17 protein-coding genes are annotated in these 20,355 nt (G+C 51.5%); 9 read left to right on the top strand and 8 right to left on the bottom strand.

Features of this window, described 5'->3' with window-relative positions:
- The first annotated feature begins 78 nt into the window (after positions 1–78).
- The gene (gene fba / locus IEX86_RS17480; RefSeq protein ID WP_188867422.1) at positions 79–1,143 is read left to right on the top strand and encodes a class II fructose-bisphosphate aldolase; all 1,065 of its coding nucleotides are present in this window, start codon (positions 79–81) and stop codon (positions 1,141–1,143) included.
- A 56-nt stretch (positions 1,144–1,199) separates the two neighbouring features.
- On the opposite strand, the gene IEX86_RS17475 is transcribed toward fba, so the two are convergent.
- Positions 1,200–3,413: a M48 family metallopeptidase gene (locus IEX86_RS17475; protein ID WP_188867421.1), complete on the bottom strand. Its 2,214-nt coding sequence runs from the start codon at positions 3,411–3,413 to the stop codon at positions 1,200–1,202.
- Positions 3,414–3,676: 263 nt separating this feature from the next.
- Here IEX86_RS17475 and IEX86_RS17470 point away from each other — a divergent pair, with 263 nt between their 5' ends.
- A complete protein-coding gene (locus IEX86_RS17470) occupies positions 3,677–4,189 on the top strand; it encodes a YgjP-like metallopeptidase domain-containing protein (protein ID WP_188867420.1) in 513 nt (170 codons plus the stop codon).
- Here the strand turns inward: IEX86_RS17470 and IEX86_RS17465 are convergent, their stop codons facing one another.
- Both IEX86_RS17465 and IEX86_RS17460 read right to left on the bottom strand, forming a co-directional pair.
- Positions 4,190–4,450: a YebG family protein gene (locus IEX86_RS17465; protein WP_188867419.1), complete on the bottom strand. Its 261-nt coding sequence runs from the start codon at positions 4,448–4,450 to the stop codon at positions 4,190–4,192.
- 102 nt (positions 4,451–4,552) lie between these two features.
- Positions 4,553–5,035 carry a GreA/GreB family elongation factor gene (locus IEX86_RS17460; RefSeq protein ID WP_188867418.1) on the bottom strand — a complete coding sequence of 161 codons (483 nt, stop codon included), beginning with the start codon at positions 5,033–5,035 and terminating at the stop codon, positions 4,553–4,555.
- Between the two features lie 172 nt (positions 5,036–5,207).
- Between IEX86_RS17460 and IEX86_RS17455 the strand changes: the two genes are divergently transcribed.
- The 4 genes from IEX86_RS17455 to IEX86_RS17440 all read left to right on the top strand — a co-directional run bounded on the left by IEX86_RS17455 (position 5,208) and on the right by IEX86_RS17440 (position 10,463).
- Complete coding sequence (locus IEX86_RS17455) at positions 5,208–5,885, top strand: phosphoribosyltransferase (protein ID WP_188867417.1); 678 nt, start codon at positions 5,208–5,210, stop codon at positions 5,883–5,885.
- A 79-nt stretch (positions 5,886–5,964) separates the two neighbouring features.
- A complete protein-coding gene (locus tag IEX86_RS17450; protein ID WP_188867416.1) occupies positions 5,965–6,984 on the top strand; it encodes an SDR family oxidoreductase in 1,020 nt (339 codons plus the stop codon).
- Positions 6,985–7,279: 295 nt separating this feature from the next.
- A complete protein-coding gene (locus tag IEX86_RS17445) occupies positions 7,280–8,755 on the top strand; it encodes a lipid II flippase MurJ (protein ID WP_188867415.1) in 1,476 nt (491 codons plus the stop codon).
- A 496-nt stretch (positions 8,756–9,251) separates the two neighbouring features.
- Entirely contained in the window at positions 9,252–10,463 is a 1,212-nt protein-coding gene (locus IEX86_RS17440) for an NAD(P)-dependent oxidoreductase (RefSeq protein WP_373290462.1), read from the top strand.
- Between the two features lie 278 nt (positions 10,464–10,741).
- On the opposite strand, the gene IEX86_RS17435 is transcribed toward IEX86_RS17440, so the two are convergent.
- The 3 genes from IEX86_RS17435 to IEX86_RS17425 form a co-directional block, all read right to left on the bottom strand.
- On the bottom strand, positions 10,742–11,902 hold the full coding sequence (locus IEX86_RS17435) for an acyltransferase family protein (RefSeq protein ID WP_188867413.1): 1,161 nt from the start codon (positions 11,900–11,902) through the stop codon (positions 10,742–10,744).
- Positions 11,903–12,375: 473 nt separating this feature from the next.
- Complete coding sequence (gene dbpA / locus IEX86_RS17430; RefSeq protein ID WP_188867412.1) at positions 12,376–13,755, bottom strand: ATP-dependent RNA helicase DbpA; 1,380 nt, start codon at positions 13,753–13,755, stop codon at positions 12,376–12,378.
- An 86-nt stretch (positions 13,756–13,841) separates the two neighbouring features.
- Positions 13,842–14,537, bottom strand: coding sequence for an HAD family hydrolase (locus IEX86_RS17425; protein WP_188867411.1), 696 nt, complete (start codon positions 14,535–14,537; stop codon positions 13,842–13,844).
- Between the two features lie 373 nt (positions 14,538–14,910).
- Between IEX86_RS17425 and IEX86_RS17420 the strand changes: the two genes are divergently transcribed.
- Both IEX86_RS17420 and IEX86_RS17415 read left to right on the top strand, forming a co-directional pair.
- Positions 14,911–16,143 (top strand): sensor histidine kinase, encoded by a 1,233-nt coding sequence (locus tag IEX86_RS17420; protein WP_188867410.1) that lies wholly within the window; start codon positions 14,911–14,913, stop codon positions 16,141–16,143.
- 69 nt (positions 16,144–16,212) lie between these two features.
- Entirely contained in the window at positions 16,213–16,977 is a 765-nt protein-coding gene (locus tag IEX86_RS17415; protein ID WP_268239873.1) for a substrate-binding periplasmic protein, read from the top strand.
- Here the strand turns inward: IEX86_RS17415 and IEX86_RS17410 are convergent.
- Complete coding sequence (locus IEX86_RS17410; protein ID WP_188867408.1) at positions 16,971–18,206, bottom strand: diguanylate cyclase domain-containing protein; 1,236 nt, start codon at positions 18,204–18,206, stop codon at positions 16,971–16,973. The genes IEX86_RS17415 and IEX86_RS17410 overlap by 7 nt on opposite strands.
- Before the next feature lie 389 nt (positions 18,207–18,595).
- Here IEX86_RS17410 and IEX86_RS17405 point away from each other — a divergent pair, with 389 nt between their 5' ends.
- Entirely contained in the window at positions 18,596–18,805 is a 210-nt protein-coding gene (locus IEX86_RS17405; protein ID WP_188867407.1) for a cold-shock protein, read from the top strand.
- A gap of 62 nt (positions 18,806–18,867) precedes the next feature.
- Here IEX86_RS17405 and mdtD read toward each other — a convergent pair whose 3' ends face one another.
- Entirely contained in the window at positions 18,868–20,307 is a 1,440-nt protein-coding gene (gene mdtD, locus IEX86_RS17400) for a multidrug transporter subunit MdtD (protein ID WP_188867406.1), read from the bottom strand.
- Positions 20,308–20,355 lie beyond the last annotated feature (48 nt).

Raw genomic sequence — 20,355 nt, 5'->3', positions numbered from 1 at the left:
CCGCTGTTGCTTGAAAAGCAGCCTGCCACTGGCGCAGGCTGAACACATAATAGGTCCATACCGGGAGATAGGATCACCATGGCACTCATCAGCATGCGTCAGCTGCTGGACCACGCAGCCGAGTTTGGCTACGGCGTACCAGCTTTCAACGTCAACAACCTCGAGCAGATGCGGGCCATCATGGAAGCAGCCGACAAGACCGATTCTCCGGTCATTGTGCAGGCTTCTGCAGGTGCCCGTAAGTATGCAGGTGCGCCTTTCCTGCGCCACCTGATTTTGGCTGCCGTTGAGGAATTCCCTCACATTCCAGTGGTTATGCACCAGGACCATGGAACCAGCCCGGACGTTTGCCAGCGCTCTATCCAGCTGGGCTTCAGCTCGGTCATGATGGATGGCTCGTTGAGAGCCGACGGCAAGACACCTTCCGATTATGAATACAACGTACGTGTTACTCAGCAGACCGTTGCCTTTGCCCACGCGTGTGGTGTTTCGGTAGAAGGTGAGCTGGGCTGCCTGGGTTCTTTGGAAACCGGTATGGCTGGCGAAGAGGACGGCGTAGGCGCTGAAGGGACCCTGGATCATAGCCAGCTTCTGACAGACCCGGAAGAGGCCGCCCAATTCGTCCAGGCTACCAAGGTTGATGCCTTGGCAATCGCTATTGGTACCAGTCATGGTGCATACAAGTTCACCAAGCCACCGACCGGGGATACCCTCTCCATTCAGCGTATCAAGGAAATCCATGCACGGATTCCAGATACCCACTTGGTGATGCACGGTTCCAGTTCTGTCCCTCAGGAATGGCTGGCCATCATTAACGAGTACGGTGGTGACATCAAGGAAACCTACGGTGTACCAGTCGAAGAGATCGTTGAAGGCATTAAGTATGGTGTTCGTAAGGTAAACATCGATACTGACCTGCGTCTGGCCTCTACGGGTGCAATTCGCGAGTTCATGGCGAAGAACCGCAGTGAGTTCGACCCACGTAAATATCTGGCCAAGACTGTATCGGCCATGCGCGATGTCTGTATTGCTCGCTACGAGGCATTTGGCACAGCTGGGCAGGCGTCGAAGATCAAGCCGATCTCGTTGGACAGAATGTTCGAGCGTTACGCAAGCGGTGAGTTGGACCCTAAGGTCAACTGATCAAGCCATAATAAAAAGCCCGCATCCATGCGGGCTTTTTATTGGCTGCTGTTTAATTAGTGCCCCTTGGCGGTTTCAGCTTCAAGGCACCATTTGGCAAGCAGGTTAAAGGTGTGTCGATAGCAATAGGTGAAGGATTCAAGCAAGGCGTCACTCTTCTGGTAAAAGTCTAGAAGGGGGCCTGCTTCAGCCTCAAGGTAAGGATGTTGTTGCTTGAGATAGTCGCCGATGCTATCGCCAGGCAGGATATGTTGCTTGATGGTTTCTGCCTGTTTTACCAGCCGTTGTGCCCGGGCCCGGAAATCCAGGAGCGCATAATGACTGAGTTGGTGGGTTTGCATGCTGCCTTGCAGTCGGTGGAGACTGTTGTATTCCTTGACCAGCAGCTGAGCTTCACGCAGCCGCTCATAGTCGGGATAGAGCTCAGTCAGAGAAAATAGCAGCTGGGCCAGGTCGCGGGCTTGTGCATGTCCTGGGTGATGACTTTTAAGCGTTAGGTCGATACGTTGGCGGAACAGGGCTGCGACGTCACTCATCACAAGACGAGCTGGGCTCTGCCAGGTATCGATATTCCTGTATTCACTCAGATAGCGCTCTGGATCAAACGTATTCACGCCATGAATATGGTTTGTGAGCTGATGAGCGTTCAGCTCATCACAATACGCAAGCGTAAAGCGCCGTTGTACTTCTTTCTGTGCATGCTGCCAGTTAAGACCAGTCTCCTCGGTACGATCTTTCAGGACAGTGAGTAAGGTGGTCCAGTCCATAGAGGCTGTCTCTCTACTGACTGATATATGCAGTGGGAGCCAGGGTAAGTCAGCCCACTGGCCAAGTGTCCACTTGCTCAGGAAAGCCGTTTCGTTGTTCTGACTCATATCGAATGCAGCCACGTTGGCTTCACGAAACTGGGTTAGGCTCACATCGAGTCCAAGTCTTTGGTAATAAGCAGTAGTGACTTGCCGGCAGTATTGCGGAAAGTATTCAAACAACGTGGCCGCAGGAGACAAATCCTTTATCAGGGCGGTGCCGTCTAGTGCTTCTGCCGCTTGGATGCGCTCGATATCAGCCGGGTGAACACGCCAGTAGCGCTGCCTGTCCCGAAGCTTGGCCTCCAGGCGACGTTGCGTCTCGACATCGAGTTGAGTGGCGCCTATCGCAGCAGCCTGTGGCATATCTGCCAACAGAATGCCTTCGTTCCAACTGCTCACATTCTGGCGATCCGCCTGTCTGAAGGCCCAGCGCAGCGCATGATGATGTAGCGTGGTACTTTGAAACGTATCACTGCCCGCAATCTGTGCAGCATAGCGATCTGCATCCAGTTCCAACCGTTTACAGGCAGGCTTGGAAAGGCGGTAGCTAAGCAGGAAGCAATAATGCAAAAGCTGGCGTGGCAGACGCATGCCCACGCGAGCGATCAGGACGCTCAGGCGGGTCAAGCGCGATGTTTGGGCTTCGCTGAGATGTTTCAGGCGCTCGCCCAGCGCATCCTTGAAGTGAGCGCGTTGGTCCAGCCAGGCGTTACAGAAATTGATGAAGTAATAGCAGCGCATATTGAAGCGCCGGGTACAGTGTCCAAGCTCATGCGCCAGGACACCTGCGAGTTGTTGTTTAGAAAAGCCTGCTGCTAAAGGTAGCCCCAGCGTCAGGATCAAGTCGCCTTTTACAAGGCCTTTCCAGCCGGATGCCAGATGGACCCTGGCATCTACCTCATTATTCAAATGAATTTCCGTAGGCGTGCGTACCTGCATGGCTGTACACAGAGGAGTGACAAACTCCCATAAGGCCTGCTCTTGCCCTGGGGTTAGCGTGACGACTGATTTCTCACGGCGACGGACAGAGAAAATAGGCTTCGCTGTAAAGAATAGAATGAGTCCGCCCAAGCCTGCTAATAGGGATTTTACGGCGAGAGGCCCCCATTCAGGCAGCTCAATCGAAGTCAGGCTTTGTACATCAAGTGCAGGCAATTTGATAAGCAAAAGTGCGCCGAGAGTGGCCACGATAGCCATGTAAAACAGCAGAATTGCTGCACAGCTTGTCACAACAAGCACGAGATGAAGCATCTGTAGGAGGCTAAAACCTGAGCGTGGCAGCTTCTCTGGTATTGCAGAGGAGGTGGGGCCTGACGTCTGTGTTGTGCCTGCCTTGGGGGATGAGTCTAGCTCAGCAGCTTGTGCATCCAGACCCATCTGCTGCAGTAATTCAACAGCCAGATCCTTTGGAGCACGCGGATTCAGCTCTTCTCCGCTTATAGCCAAGTCGGTATGAGACATATGCATTCCATTGCAACGCTGAAAGTATGGTTAAAGCTGATCGCTAAATGACAAATAACAACAAGCGTCACGGTATTTTCAGCGAAACAGACAGAATATAAACCACAGGATTAGGCACGCTTTTACACGGTTTTGATGACACTCTGCTGTGCTTGGCTCTCATTTTTAGAGGCTGGGGCTGGCCATGCTTTATAATAGTGGGCTGGTTCACTGTTCAGGTGCTAAGTGGGCTATTTACCAAGCTACGAGTCAAAAGACTAATCATGACGTCTCTTAAATACCTGCAAGGTTATCCGGCTTCTTTGCAGGAGCAGGTTCGCTTACTCTGCGAGCGAGGCCACCTGCAGGCCTACCTATCCAGTCGCTACCCCGGGTCGCACTCTGTGCAAAGTGACAAGACACTCTACACATACACCTTGGAAGTCAAGCAGGCGTACCTTAAGAATGCACCAGGGATAGATAAGGTACTTTACGATGCGAAGCTTGATGTAATGCAGAAAGCATTAGGGTTGCATACCTCTATCTCACGCGTGCATGGCGGCAAGCTCAAGGCAAAGAAAGAGATTCGGATTGCTTCTTTATTCAAAGACGCAGCGCCAGAGTTTCTAAAAATGATTGTGGTCCATGAGCTCGCTCATCTAAAAGAGCATGAGCACAACAAAGCCTTCTACCAGCTATGCGAGCATATGTTGCCGGGCTATCACCAAATCGAATTCGATTTACGTGTTTATCTTCTCTGGCGAGACCAGGAGCAGAACGGCCCGGCAATATCGTAATTAAGCCAGTTCTTTTCCATCGAGCTCAGTCAGCACGTCCGGCTGGCTCTTGAAGGCCTTGGCAAAAACATCCCGATGTCGCGCCATATAGATACCGACATCTTCTGCTTGCTTGTCCGTGAGGTCTGGTACTGCCTTCTGCAATACCACTGCCAGGGATTCAGCAAGCTCCAGCATTTTGTCATAACGATCAGCTTCAGCTTTATCCATGAATAAGCGCTCCGGATCGCGGCTGCTGCGGTACAAGACTTCGACGGCCATTCATCACCTCATCGCCTTCGTGATTACTGTTTATGTATACAGTATATCTTTTCTGGCTGACTTTGAAAATCATCTATATAAAGAAAAGTCCAAAAACTCTGCTTATTTGACTGACAGGACTTCAAACGACTGTCTTGTGCTGCCAATGGAAATATGGACCTCGTCTCCCTCGACTTTACCCATCAGTGCCTGACCGAGCGGTGCATGTGGCGTGATGACCATGACATCTGCAGTAGGCGTCTTTATTTTGAGGCCTGCCCCGGCCGGGCCCAGGAAAAAAGTCTGCTCTCTGCCATGAATGTCGGAGATAACCACTAAAGATGAGAGCTGAACACCGCGTTCTGCTTCGTGAGTCCGCAAGATGAGATTGTTATAGGCTTGTAAGGATTGTTGGATTTCTTCAATGCGTCTTGAATATCCGGCAGCCAGATAGGCCGCTTCGAGCCCTCGGGTATCGTATTTATTTTCCGCTACGTTCTCTTCATGTGTTGCCGTTTCATGTGCAGTCTGCGCGGCAGCTATGGCTGCCTGGAGATCGCTTTGCAAGGCATTCACGATGTGCTGATGGAGCTGCTGTTTCGTCATAAAGGCATCACAAAGGCTTGGATATGAGGTGTTGATAGCCGTTTCTGTACAAATGCTGGGGGCTTGCTAGGGTTGATTTATGACTGATGAGTCACTTTCTGGCTTTGGCCTATAAACAAGTGGGTGTCAGTAAAGCTCGCTTAATAGCTGATTGGACGGCACGGAGCAAATCATGAATACACCAGGGAGCCCGGGAGCACTGTACAAGAGCCGTCGCCAAGCAGGGCAGATCTTGGCGGCCCGTCTACACATTTATATCGATCATGACCCCATCATATTGGCATTACCCCGCGGAGGCGTACCGGTAGGGTATGAGGTAGCTCGAGCGTTAGGAGCCCCTCTGGATGTGCTGATAGTGAGCAAGATTGGTGCGCCAGAAAACAAAGATATGGCTTTGGGGGCTGTAGCCAATGAGTCTGCCAAGCGCTGGGTGGCCAATCAGGAAATGCTGGATTATTTCAATCCGCCAGCAGGGTGGTTCGAGGCGGAGCGAGATCGGCAAGTGGATAATATTGAGCGGCGCAAATATCTATATGGTAGTCACGATTATTCGCTATCACTTACCGGCCGTACGGTTATTGTAGTTGATGATGGCGTAGAAACTGGAAGTACCGCCAGGGTTGCGTTAGTCGCATTGGCTGAGGTTGCGCCTGCTCGGCTGGTATGGGCAACTCCCGTGGGGCCTGTAAATATTATTGATAGCCTTAGTGCATTGGCAGATGACGTAATCTGTCTGGCAACACCGAATTCCGTCAAACGTATCGGCATGTACTATCAGGATTTCCCTATGGTTTCTGACGGTGATGTCGTATCGCTACTGGCACTTTGTCGCGTAGGCAGTAATGTTTGACACTCCATACATCCGGTTTAAGGAATCCTGAAGGGACTGACGTGCTCCGATAGAGAGACATGACTCATTGGAGCTTTCGATGAAACCTGTACCAAAGCCGTTACCCCAACAAACCATCGTTATTACCGGTGCCACCAGCGGCATTGGTTTAGCAACTGCTCGATTGGCCGCCCAGCAAGGTGCAAAATTAGTGCTTGTTTCACGTGATGAGGCTGCCCTGCAGACCCTTCAACATGAGTTGAGCCAGCAGTCGAGTGCGCAGATCATTCATGTCGTCGCAGATGTGGGAAATCGATCCGATTTGGAGCAAGTAGCTAAAAGGGCTGTCGAGCGCTTTGGCGGATTCGACACCTGGATAAATAATGCGGGGACACTGGTATGGGGCAGGCTTTGGGAGGTGAGTGAAGCTGATCTCAGGAAGGTGTTTGAAACGAACTTCTGGGGTGTGGTCAATGGGTCGTTGGTGGCTGTAGAGCATTTCAGGCGGCAGGGATATGGAACACTGATCAACCTGGGAAGTGCGCTCTCAGAAGCCGTTGCCCCCCTGCAAGGTATTTATACTGCCAGTAAACACGCCGTTAAGGCCTTTACAGATGCGCTGCGTATAGAGCTGCGCCATGATAACGCTCCCATCGCCATCACATTAATCAGGCCTTCCTCTACCAATACGCCCATCAATGATAGGGCCAAGAATTATCTGGCCCATGCGCCTCATTTGCCTGGACCTACTTATGCTCCTGAAGTCGTTGCCCGAGCGATCCTACGTGCCGCTGAGTATCCCCAGCGTGACGTTTATATTGGGAATAGTAAGCTCATAACGCGTGCGGCTCAGCTAACGCCACAGTTATTTGATTGGGTAGCGGTAAAAACATTGTTCGCTGCTCAGCAAAGCAAAACGTTAGATACCCTCCAATCAGATGCGCTATACGAGCCTATCGATAGTGGCTCCGTAAGAGGACGCAATCCCGGCCCGATGTTTCGCCATAGCCTGTACACCCACATGAGTCAGCAGCCTAGTAAAACAGCCGTTTTTGCTAGCGTTGCAGGATTGGCGTTATACAGTGGGTGGCGACTCATCAAGACCTTCAAAGCAGATTAGCCACTTGGGCAGCAGGCTAATCTGGAGACTGGCGCACAGATTTTACGTGCGCCAGCTGGGCATCAGCAGGAAAACCCTAAATTTTCGGAATGTTACGAAATATTTTTAGGATTGCGTTGTCAGTGCAGCAGCAAATTCCCGGACGCTAGCGCCTGTTAGGGAAGTACGCCTGCACGGGAGTCGGTAACTCCGTGCTGTGGTATCGAGTCCGAAACCTGCTGTGTCTTATCTAATACCTTGTGTTTGTTGCAAGCGGTCGGGCTTGGTATGGACGTAATTTTTCTAGGAAAGAAACATGAAGAAGACCGTAATTATCCTTCTGATCACCGTTGCGAGTTTTCTTCTCGGATTTTTGCGTGATCTATTGATCGCCAAGGAATTCGGGCTTAGCTGGGAAACGGACCTTATCTTCGTTGCGATGATTCTGCCGTTATTCTTCGAGAACTTTTTTGGCCTCGCATTGCGCGATGCCATGATTCCCTACCTGCAACGCATACGTTCAGAAAGCGAAGATCAGTTCATCCTGTCCAGCCGCTGGCTTTACTGGCGAGTCATGCTGTTTGGTCTTCTGGTTTCGCTCGGCGCGGCCCTGGGTAGTCCTTGGGTTCTCAAGGCGCTGGCACCTGGTTGGACGGCCGATCAGGTCAATGCTGGGCTGTTAGTATTTTCAGTTGGCGCCTTCCTGATTTTTGTACAAGCTATTCTTTACTGCCAAGGTGCATTGCTTAGCCTGGACCGGATCTTTATCCTGCCAATGGCGCGTACAGTGTCTATGAACCTGGGCGCCATCATTGGTATTTATGCGTTTTACCCTAGTGGGATCTATCTCTTTGCAGGGATGTTGATTCCGCAGGTAATCCTGGTCTTTATCCAGCATCAGCGGATTGGCTACCTGACTGGCCGAGCAATAAAGGGGAAGCTGGAAAGCCGAGGCTTTGAATTTGTGCTGAGTTTCGCTCCGGTACTGGTAGCGGCAGGGGCACAACAAGGCTGTATGCTGGCTGAGCGCTTCTTTGCTTCTTTCCTGGCGGAAGGGTCGATCAGTATGCTGTCGTTCTCTTACCGCATCGTCACTATCCCGCTTACACTTTATGCCCTGTCAGTTCTGGCAGTCATGTTTCCTGATATGGCTAAAAGCTGGGCAGACTCCGAGCATGATCGTTTCAATGCAGTATCGCGCAAGGCTTCGCTGGCAACACTGCTCTTTCTAGTGCCTGCTTCGGTAGTGTTGATTTCTTTTCCTGAGCCGGTAGTCAAGGTTTTGCTTGAGCGCGGCGCATTTGGTGCCGCTCAGACAGAGGCTACGGCTTCACTGGTGGTGGCTTATGCCATTGGTTTACCCTGGATGGGACTGGCGCTGATTTGGGGGCGTGCATTACTGGCACAGCAGAGGGGACGTACGTTCCTGGTTATTACTCTAATCAGTTCAGGCCTGACTGTTCTGCTGGATACAGTGCTGTATAAGACCCATGGAGCTGATGGTCTGGCGTATTCGCTATCGATCGGCTTTTTCATACAGGCTCTATGCATGGCGTATTTCCTCCATCGAGCCTCGCCAAAAGGGTTGAGTCTCACAGTGCTTGCGCGTTGGACGGCTGCAGCCCTGGTTGTTACGTTGGCTGCGTTATACGTAGCCCCTCAGCCTGGCGGCATTGTGGAATTAGCTGTCTATATAATGGTTTTGCTAGTGTGCTTGCTGGTCTGCCTGGTGATTTTAGGTGAGCGTGATCTATTCAAGCGCTCGTACTGGACAGCGGTAAAAACAGCCTAAACTTAGTAGCAGGTTAGCTGAGCGTTCAGCTAACCTGCGAATCCCTTATCTGTCATTGCTTCGTAATCGTCACAAATTTTAATTTATTCGCTATTTAAGTTAGCGATTTGATTTAGGCTGGTTATAGGCCTGCTAGCCAAATTTAAACTGTGTTACAGCCTACGCAGGTAGTACGTTGATCTAGAGCGTTGATTAATCCATTGGAATTATAAGGATTAACTCCAGTTAAGAAATTGGCGCTTTCTTTTTGACATTATTTTTCAGTGATAAAACAAGTAACTAGGAACTTTTTAAACTTGTGTTGTGTCCTACAGCACGATTGTGAACGCCTTATGTCTGGATGCAATCGCCAAGGCCTTGCTGCCAACTAATTCAAACTCCTAGTTACGACATATGCAGCCATTTTTTCTTATTGGTTGCATACCTACCACTTCTGAAAGGATTCGTTAGTATGTCCAGCCTCCAAGTAAAACGTGTCGGCGTTGTCGGAACAGGCATGATTTCCCGCTGCTTTGTAAGGTTAATTGCAAAGCATTATAAAGACCTGGTTATTTCTAAGGTCTTTACTCGCCGTAGCCTGAATACTATTACGGATTTTCCGCTTCCTGACTGCCTGACTAATTCGCTGGATGAGGTATTGGACAACTCTGACCTTATCGTTGAGTGCAGCGGTGATGTCTATCATGGTACGGAAGTGATCGAACGTGCTTTCCAGGCAGGTTTGCAGGTTGTAACCATCAATGCTGAACTACAGGTCACCACAGGCTCTTACTTAGCTGGAAAAGGCTTTCTGACCGAGGCGGAGGGTGACCAACCTGGTTCGCTGGCTGCATTGCATGAAGATGCTATGCAGATGGGTTTCAAGCCGCTGGTGTACGGCAATATGAAGGGTTATCTGAACCTGGATCCAAAGCCAGAGGATATGGCTTACTGGGCCAAGCGTCAGGGCATCAGTATCGATCAGACAACATCCTTTACCGATGGTACCAAAGTACAGATCGAGCAAGTCGTTGTAGGCAATGGTTTTGGAGCCACTATTACTCGTCAGGGTCTGGAGGGTCTCAAATCCACCAATTTGAACGAGACGGCCAATGTGCTTGCTCAGATGGCCGAGCAACTGGGTCAGCCTATCGTCGATTATGTCGTGCCGAGCGGCTATCCGGCTGGCGGTGTATTTGTGGTGTGCCGTCATGACGAAGATCAGGCGCCTGCGATCGAGTATTTCAAACTGGGCCCAGGGCCTTATTACGTACTTGTTCGTCCATACCACCTGTGCTCGCTAGAGGTCGGTAAGACGATTCGTCGTGTGGTAGCCGGTGGCGGTGTTCTTCTAAACAACTCTACGACACCTACACTGAGCGTTGCTGCAGTGGTCAAGAATCCCATGAAGACTGGCGATATTATCGAGCGTGGCATCGGTGGTTTCCAGGTCCGTGGTGAGGCTGTCAAAATTGCAGAAAATCCTGACCATCTACCAATTGGTCTGTTGAAACACTCTGTTCTTAAGCGCTCTGTTGCTCCTGGTCAGATTATTACATTCGATGACATCGAACTTGTGCCAAGCCGTGCGTTGGATATCGTGATCGAACAGCATCGGGCGGTTATCCAGGCTCAGATGCCGGGTCTGTTGAATACCAACGAGCCTCGCAAGGCCTTTCCTTTGGGCAAAGGGCTTGATGAGGGTTTTGGTAACATCCCAGTTGTCTAACTAAGACCTGAAAACCCTGTAATGCAGCAACCATTACAGGGTTTTTTATTGTCTGCGCTTTACAGAGTTTAAAACGCAATCGCTGGATTCAACTCACAAGATACAGTTCGTTTCGAACTAAGCTATTTAGAGTGTATAGGGGGAAGAATAAGCTCTTCCTAAAGAGCATTCTTTTAAAGCTTGCTATAGATATTAGTTGATAAGCTCTATTTGAAATTTTAAATGGCAATAAAAAACCGGCTGGAATAGGGCCGGTTTTTTATTGGTGCGTGTAAAAGCTAAATTGAGCTATTAGGCAATGCTTCTGTTGCAACTTCTTTCTTGCGGGTTAGGCGCTTACCTATTGCCACACCTTTAAGCTCGATATAGTTGTAGGTATAACGAGAAACCAGCACTACAGTGATAAGTTGTGCCAGTACGACCAAGTCATCAGTCACTGCGCTGCCGGTTGTAATGTATTTAATTAGACCTGCAGGCGTATCGTGTGAGGGGAGCATGGTTGTGAGTTCCTTGCCTGTCACTTTGGATAACACGATGGCTGCACTTTTGAATACATAAAGAATGGCAGCGTGAGTCATGTATATCGAAAAGGATAGGTTGCCTAACTTTACAAAGTACTCGCCTTGCAGAATGCGTGAAATAGAGCCCTTTTCAAACGAGAAAACCAGAATCAGGCAGCAAAACAATACGCTTGCAATAATGCCCTTATATTCAAGAGGGGAAACGATAACGGCATATGTAATGCCAACGCTAAGCAGTTCAAGCGCTGTAAAGCTTAGTGCGCTGAGCTGAAGGTCTTTGATCTTGGTAAAGATAACGTAAGTACAAACACCTGCGAAAAAGCAGGAGCAGCCTCTGAATATGCCCGTTTTAAGGGGCGATTCCGGCAGACAGAGCACTATAAAAGATAGTAAGGAAATCAGCGCAAAGATCTTGAGATGGCCTCGACGAGCCAGTATCAAGATGGCGCCAAAAAGGAGATACATATAGTACTCAATGCTAATACTCCAGGAAGGATAATTAAATGAGCCTGTAATAGTATTATTAAGCCAGGCCTGTATTAGCAGGAGATTAGGTAGAAACTCATGAGGTGCTGTTGCACCAGAAAATGCACCGTCATTGAAATGTAGACCTTTGCGCTCAGCCAGGTACTTTCCGCATTCCAGCGCTACATAGACTCCAAGCATGGTCAGATGCAAAGGATAAAGACGCAAGGTTCTATTGATAAAAAAGTTCTTATAGTCAGCGAGAGTGGAAAGTCTGTGACTATAGGTGTGGTAGAGAACAAAGCCGCTGAGAACGAAAAAGAATTCAACAAATAAATAGGCGTTTGTGAACAGGCTCAGCTCAGCAAAGCTGTTCACAACATACGTATGAAAGAGAACCACAGCCAGAGCACAGAGGCCGCGAAAGCTATCGAGTACGGTAAATCTTCTCATCAGACTGTCTCGTCCTTACCAGTCATAGTCGATATTCATACTTCAGTAAAAACCAGATGGCGTTTACTTTCCTTGAAGTAGCTGCGGTCTAGACCGCAGTGGCTACCAGCAGGCGCATGGAAAATGGCCTGGCGCGATAGCTTGGGCACCGCTGTCTAGAAGAGGTTATTTCAAGGTAACAAAAACAAACGCTACGAAGTGATGAATAGAACTCATTGCTTGCTTTTCACGTGACGGTACAACGTCGGTTCAATCAAATATGCGACACCGCTAAAATTATTAGGTTAGTTACCTAATGGTCAGGCCCATCTTTTGATCGTTTTGGCTTAGCAAGTTCAGCCTGAAGGAGGAAAAGTAGGAAATATTTTTTCGCAATTAAATACTTGTCTTTTATGAGCCTTTCTATCGCTCAGGCAGCGAGATGCTTGGCAGCAATAAAAGCAGCCGACCGTGGCCAGTCGGCTGCTATCGAGTTACAACATACGGACCTTGAAAGAGCGCCCCTTTATTTTGCCTTCACTCAGCTGTTTCAAGGCCTGGCGTGCCGTATCCCGCTCAATAGCAACATAAGCCTGATAGTCTTGAATAGTGATCTTGCCAACCTTGTCGTTGGGGATGCCTGCTTCACCTGTCAAGGCGCCCAGGATATCGCCTGGCCTTACCTTTTCTTTGCGACCCCCAGCAATACATAGCGTAACCATCGGTGGCACCAGCGCCGCGGGATTATCTAGGGTGAGCGTGTCGATCGACTGCCAGTTCAGTGGCGCCTTCTGCTTGTCTTCGATGGCTTGAGCGCGACCGGCTTCTGCAGGGGCTACCAGAGAAAAGGCCATGCCCGTTTCGCCAGCCCGGCCGCTACGGCCGATTCGGTGAATATGAATGTTAGCATCCCGGGACAGTTCCACATTAATGACGGCTTCGAGCCCGGCTATATCGATCCCGCGAGCGGCGACGTCAGTGGCCACTAGGACCGTGCAGCTGCGATTGGCAAACTGCACAAGAACCTGGTCGCGATCACGCTGCTCCATGTCCCCATGTAATGCCAGCGCAGAGACCTTGTTCGATTTCAGGTAATCGACGACTTCTTGGCATTGCTGGCGTGTGTGGCAGAACGCAACGCAAGATTGCGGCCGAAAATGCTGAATCAGCTGAAGAACCATTTGAAGGCGCTGACGCGGGTCAATTTCATAAAAGCGTTGCTCGATATGGGTATCGTCATGTAACGCTTCGACCCTGATGTTTTTAGGAGAACGTTGAAAATTGCTGGCTAGCTGTTCAATGCCTGAAGGATAGGTCGCGGAAAATAGCAATGTTTGTCGGCGCGTTGGCGTCTGGCCAAGAATATCAGCGATAGCATCATAGAAGCCCATATCCAGCATCCGATCCGCTTCATCCAACACGGCAAGGTTCAAGCCTTCAAGCGAAAGCGTTCCTTTGCGCAAATGCTCCTGAATACGGCCCGGTGTTCCGACTATCACATGAGCGCCATGTTCGAGCGAGGCGATTTGCGGCCCGAAAGGGACTCCGCCGCATAGAGTCAGTACCTTGATGTTATCGGCTGCCCGCGCCAGCCTGCGGATTTCCTGGGCAACCTGATCGGCCAGTTCACGCGTTGGGCAAAGTACCAATGCCTGACAGCCGAAAAAGCGAGGGTTGAGCCCGTTGAGCAGACCCAGGCCGAAGGCGGCAGTTTTGCCCGAGCCGGTCTTGGCCTGGGCAATAAGATCTTCCCCTTTCAAAATGACCGGCAAGCTCAAGGCCTGGATGGGCGTCATCTGCTGATAGCCCAGCGACTCTAGATTGCTAAGCAGCGCGTCGGAAAGTGAAAGGGTGGTAAAAGAGGTAGCGGTCACGGAGGGCCTGCAGCATGCAAAAGTAAACGTGCAGTGTAACAGGCCGCTCGGTAGGCATTGTCCCAGTTGGTCGCCCGAGGCGGCCGTCAGGCTTGACCGCTGGTAGCTGCCTCCCGAAGTACTGCGACCTGTTCTGGAAGCTGATCCATATGATTGATCAGAGCCGTTACGCCAAGGCGTCTCAACGTTTCGGCATGCTCTGGGGGAATGTGACTTGCCCCTGTAAAGCCTATGACTCGCATTCCAGCGGCCAGTGCTGCCCGGACACCCGTAGCGCTGTCTTCGATGACAAGGCAGTTTTCCGGCGCTACGCCCATGGTCCGAGCCGCCAGTAAATAAACATCGGGCGCTGGCTTGGGACGCTCTACCATGTCCGCACTAAAAATATGACCGGCAACGCGCTCGGTCAGATCTGCGCGGGCAACGGATGACGCCACGCTGTGGCGCTGACTGTTAGAGGCAACAGCCAGCGGAAGGTCGATGCTCTCAAGGGCCCGCTTGACGCCGGGAATAGGGTCGACCTGAGTCGCAATCAGCTGCTCGGCGCGCGTGCGAATGTCTTTATATATGCTTTCGGGGAGGGTAATGCCAAAGCGCTCCTGAACCATTTGGATGATGTCACGCGTAATCAGTCCGAACGTTCCTTCAAGTAGCTTTTCAAGCTCCGCCCTGGGCGCGTGACGGCTTAATTCGTCCATGACAATGCGTTCCGACAGAATCTCACTGTCGACAAGTACGCCATCGCAGTCGCTGATGAGAAGTTCGATTGCGTGTGGTTTCATCAAAAAGCGTCCTTAGTGCGGCAGGCCATTATGGCCACATACAAGAGGAAGAGATACCGAGCTGGTATGACAGGTTATTTGCAGGCAGCGTTATGCTGGCCATTGGCTTACGCTGCTGGGCTGTCTGTCACGTTGCATATGAGACAAGAGGCAAACCATTCAAAGTCAGGCTATGGTATGGGCAAAAAGCACTATCTCGACGTAGTGTAATCGCTTCTGCCTTGTTCATAGATTACGTCTCCAGGAGCGGAGACAGGACTCTCGGCTGTAAAAACCAAGCCTTAACGGCTTTGGAGTCGCCTTATTAGAAGGGTTTGCACAAAGAAAGTTTTACAGTCGCGAACGTTAGGGCCTTTCGGTGTGGAGTCTTAGGATGAGCCACGATGCGCTGTGCGTATCGGCTTGTGAGCCGGCGGAGTTGGTTAGGGATGCAAACCGGTTGTCAGCGTTGTACAAGACGCAGCTTTTGGATACACCAGCAGAAGAGGGTTTTGATCGGCTGACCACCATGGCTGCTCGCTTGCTGGACGTGCCTATGGCGTTTATCTCGCTAGTGGATGATCAGCGTGCTTTTGTGAAAAGCCACTATGGCCTGCCAAAGCCTCTGGCTAATGATTGGGCGCATCCAAGCTATGTGATGGGCCAGTGCGTCCTGGCTAAGGGTGGCCCTCTGATTATCGATGATGCGGCTCAACATCCTGTTGCTGCGTCTCTAAGCAAGTTTCTTCCTGCTATGGGGGCCTTTCTGGGAGTGCCGCTCAAGGACGATAGTGGTGAGTTGCTCGGCTATTTTGCTGTCGCCGATTATCGACCTCGGCTTTGGTATCCCCGTGATCTTGACCTCCTAAGTGAGCTGACACACTCCGCCACACGTGAAATCAGACTACGCCTGGCTGTCCAGGAGGTGCAGCAGCATGCCCGGTGCGCCCGTATCGCTGTACGGGCGCGTGAAGAGCTTTTAGCCGTTGTGGCGCATGACTTGAGAACACCTTTGTCGGTTCTAACCATGGCGTTCAGTCTCTTCGATGGGATTATCCTGAATGAGCGGCAGCGTGAGGTGGTCAACCACGCACAAAAGGCCAGTGGTCATATGGGTAAGCTGATCGATGAGCTGCTTGAAATTTCTCAAATGGAGCAGAGCCAGCTGGAGCTTCGGCTCTCTCAGCTCGACCCGCATAAGTTGCTGGAGGATGCCGTAGCGATGCTGCAACCGTTGGCTGAGCGTAGCGGCATACGCCTGTTGACCTCTTGCGAGCAGGCACTGCCAGTCATTAAGGGGGATTATGAGCGCCTGCTGCGAGTGTTTTCCAATCTGGTCAGCAATGCCGTGAAATTCAGTTTGCCTGGTTCAACAGTCTGGGTGTCGGTAGTACGTGACTCTCAGGGGGTCCGCTTTACCGTCAGCGATAATGGGCCGGGCATTGCGGAAAGTGATCTGCCATTTATTTTCGATCGCTATTGGCAGGTTAAAAAGCGTGAGCATCAGGGAGTTGGCTTAGGGCTGGCCATCGTGAAAACCATTGTCGAGGCGCATGGCGGTACGATTCGGGTCAGCAGTACGTTGGGGGAGGGCAGCGATTTCTGTTTTCATCTGCCGCTGGCGTAAATCAGCCTTAGGCGCTACACAATAAGGAATACCTTGTTCGTTGTATCGTCATGCAGGTAGGGAGGCTCTATGCGTGTCCTCACCTTTTTTTGTCTTGCTTTGACTTGGTCTTGCTCTTTCCTTGCATGGGCCAGCCCTCCACTTCGGCTTGTCGGAAACCAGTGGGAGCCCTATGCCATGGCGTCACCGGCAGGCGAAGGACTGGTGGTGGATATCGTCAGGACGGCGTTTGACCGCCTGGGCTATACGACAACGTTTCGTGAGGAGCCTTGGGAGCGAGCGTTATACGGTGTGGAACGTGGCTTGTATGAAGTGATTGTCGATATCTGGTACACGCCTGAGCGCGAACGTCTTGGGCAGTTTTCCAAGCCTCTCCTGACGACTCGGTTGCGCTTTATTGCGTTGAAAGAGCGTGAAATTGCCTTTTCTACTCTGAAGGATTTACGCCCCTATCGCTTGGCCGTTGTGCGTGGCTATGTCCACTCAGAGGAGTTCGATCAGGATCAAACCCTGAATAAGGTTGCGGTTAGTGACTTTGAACAAGCCTTGCGAATGTTATTGGCTGGGCGAATTGATCTGGTAGTGGAGGAGGAGCAGGTCGCCAAGCGCGTCATCGAGCGAACCTTAGGCGCCCAAGCATCTTTGCTTCAATTTCTGGACAAGCCATTGGCGGAAAAAGGCTTGCATATCCTGGTGTCGGAAAAGCTTCCTGAAAGAGAAAAAGTTGTCGATCAATTTGACGAAATGATTGAACAGATGAGAGCAGATGGCACCTATGCAAAAATTTTTGCCCGATATGACCTCGCTTGGCCGTTAACTGAGCAGAATTATTGACTTAGTGTCATGCCTCGTCCGCTGCGTTTGGCTTGGTAAAGGCGTTGATCGGCCAAATGAAGTGCGGGTCCTAGTGCCTGGTCACCTAAGTTGGCAATGCCTGCACTAAAGGAAAGCAGCGGTGCGTTGGGCAGGTAATTGAGCCGGCTGCACAGCTTGCGAAAGATATCCAGACGTCTGGCCAGTTCCTGCTCTGTTGTCTGGCTGAGCAGTGCAAACTCCTCTCCGCCCAGCCGACCGATGATATCGTGCGGGAAGTGAGTCCGCAGGGCATGGGCAAAGGCTATCAATGCGGTATCGCCACCGGCGTGGCCCATCTGATCGTTGATGTTTTTGAAGAAATCGATATCCAACAGGGCAATGCTGATGGGCTGTGATTGGGCATGAGCCAGCGTGATTTGCATTTCGGCCTTTTCCTGGAAAGCCCGCCGGTTCAGGAGATTAGTCAGTGAGTCGTAGCGGGCTGCCTGCTGCAAAGCCTCTAACAGGTCTCGCCGTTCCAGCATAGCCATGACCCGGCAGTTAAGCTCCTCCGGGCAGAAGGGCTTGCGTAGAAAGTCATCAGCACCGTGCTTGATGAATCGCGCGCTCAAAATGCCTTGGGGATCAGCCGAGACTCCCAAGATCAAAAGATCGTGCCGTTTGAGTTGCTGACGCAGCCGCTTGACCAACTCGAAGCCTAACAAGCCAGGCATGTCATGATCCAGGATCAAGAGGTCAATACCCGTTTGCTCTTGGAGAACCTTGAGGGTTTCATGCCCGTCAGTGGTTTGTTGCAGTTGAAAGAGCTGGGACGAAAGAACCCGGCACATATACTGCCGCGAGACTGAAGAGTCCTCTGCAACCAGTATCCTGACGTTCTGGTTTTGAACGAGACGATTCAAAAGCCGCAGTACATAGTCATAGGAGTACTGGCTCTCCTTGATGATGTAGTCAACGACTCCCTTGTTGATGAGTTCATCGCGATGGCGCTCATCGTAGCGGCCGCTCAGAACGATACAGGGCACCTTGTGGGCAAGTATGACATCCACAACCTCGCCACTGGGCGAGTCGGGTAGGTTCAGATCGGCTATGGCTGCAAAGAACTGACCGGGACTGGTCTCCAGAAGCAGCTCAGCCTCAGCCAGCGACGCGCAAAATACCGGCTCGAACAGCGATTCCTGCCGAAACAGATGCGACAAAAGCTTGAGGACCAGCTGGCTATCTTCAACAACCAAAATATTACGCACAAGGTGTATTCCCACAGTGATGCTTATTGAGCATGGAACACGTCAAAAACACTGATTCAGTGTTCTATAGACATAGTCATCCTGGGAAATGTAGGCATCATGAGGATATGGCCTACACCACTGATCGCTTCTAGACTACCGATTATCTCGTGTGCGACCGTCGGCTTTAGTGTAATCGCTTTCGTAATAAATTTATCGTAGAGTTCGAGCCACTGTGTTTGCTTGGGTCGCTGTTGATCGTGACCTGAGGCGGTAGGTTTCCATGTGGCCCCGTCCTGCTCGATTCGTGTTTCTCCTTGCAACTCAGTCTCTGGCGAATGCTCTGATAGCGCATCGCTTGGGCAAAAAGCTTTAATAACAAAACCGATCTACCAAGGAGCAACATCTTCATGTCGAATCGTCAGAACGGCACCGTCAAGTGGTTCAACGAAACCAAGGGCTATGGCTTCATTACTCCTGAAAGCGGCCCTGACCTTTTTGTTCACTTCCGTGCCATTGAGGGCAGTGGCTTCAAGACCCTGGCTGAAGGCCAACGTGTCAGCTTCGAAGCGGTGCAGGGCCAGAAGGGCATGCAGGCTGAGCACGTTCAGGTTATCTGATCACTGAGCGCCGAAGCAAAAACCCGAGAGCCTTCTCGGGTTTTTTTATGTCTGCTGAGTGGTCAGCCCTCTGCGCTTTGAGGACTTTTTTCCGGCTCCTCGACACGGTGTGACGGTGCCTTGCGATCAGGGTTGCCCGGCAGCTGCCCAAAAATCGCGGCTGCAAGGATGGAGAGTAGCCCAACACTGAGGTAGGTGGCATGGAAAGCAGACAGTACATCTGTATCTGTGTAATCATCCTTGAAGCCGCCTAGCAGGGCTGCCGCACAGGCGACGCCGAAGCTCATCGACAACTGCATGACCACGGACAAGAGGCTGTTGCCGCTGCTGGCCTGCTCATCCCGTAGATCGATGAGCGTCACAGTATTCATGGCGGTGAATTGCATGGAGTTGACGGCGCCCAGTAATCCCAGGTGAGCCAACAACAAGGGATAAGGCGTTTCCGTGCTGATCAGGCTAAGGCTGGCGATCATGCCGCCTAGCAGAATAGTGTTGCCAATCAGTAATCGACGATAGCCCAGGCGGTCAATGATGGGCTTGGCAATGGGCTTAACCAGCATGGCCGACAGCGCAAGCGGAATCATGGTCATGCCTGCCTTGGCCGGTGGAAAGTTCATGCCCACCTGAAGCAGCAGAGGCGTCAGAAAGGGTAGAGACCCACTGCCCAAGCGGGCAAACAGATTACCGAATATGCCAACGGCAAAACTGCGGGTGCGGAACAGCTGTGGAGAGAAAAGCGGACGCTCAATACGCAAGGCACGCAGCCAGTAGGCGATCATACAGGCGAGGCCCCCAACCAATAGCAATACCACGCGGGCATGGGGCATATGCAGCTCGCCCAGGCCTTCCAGCGCAATTGATATCAAGACCATCGCCGCCCCGAACAGCAGGAATCCAATGCCATCGAAGCGCATAGGGATCGGGCTTCGCAGGTCGGGCATGAGTTTTGAAGTGACGTAGCAGCCCAGTAAGCCTACAGGCAGGTTAATTAAAAATATCCAATGCCAGGAGGCGACTTCGACCAGCCAGCCGCCCAGGGTTGGCCCTGTCAGGGGGCCGATCAGGCCCGGAACGGTTACGAAGCTAAGTATCCGCACCAGCTCAGTGCGAGGGTAGGCCCGCAGGATGACGAGCCTGCCGACTGGCAGCATTAGGGAGCCGCCTAAACCCTGGATAACCCGCGCAGCGATCAGCAGGGGTAGCGAGGGGGAAAGTGCACATAACAGCGAGCCAAAGGTAAACAAGGCGATGGCGCTGAAAAAGACCCGCCGTGTCCCAAAACGATCGGCGATCCAGCCCGACGCAGGAATCAGCAGCGCGACAGTTAGCATGTAAGCGATCACGACGCCCTGCATACGTAGCGGATCCTCATTGAGATCACGTGCCATGCTGGGGAGTGCAGTGTTGAGAATCGTGGCATCCAGCGATTGCATGAAAAAGGCGATCGCAATCAGCCAGGGTAAATAGCGGGCGGTACGGGCATCGAGTAGAGAAGCGGACATGAGGGATCGTACTTCCTTTGTGGCGCAAAGGGTTGGAACGCAGGGCGC

The organism is Pseudomonas asuensis (assembly GCF_014646755.1).
In the GTDB taxonomy this organism is placed as follows: domain Bacteria; phylum Pseudomonadota; class Gammaproteobacteria; order Pseudomonadales; family Pseudomonadaceae; genus Chryseomonas; species Chryseomonas asuensis.
The sequence above is the reverse complement of the archived record's forward strand: the minus strand, read 5'-3'. Positions and strand labels throughout refer to the sequence as shown.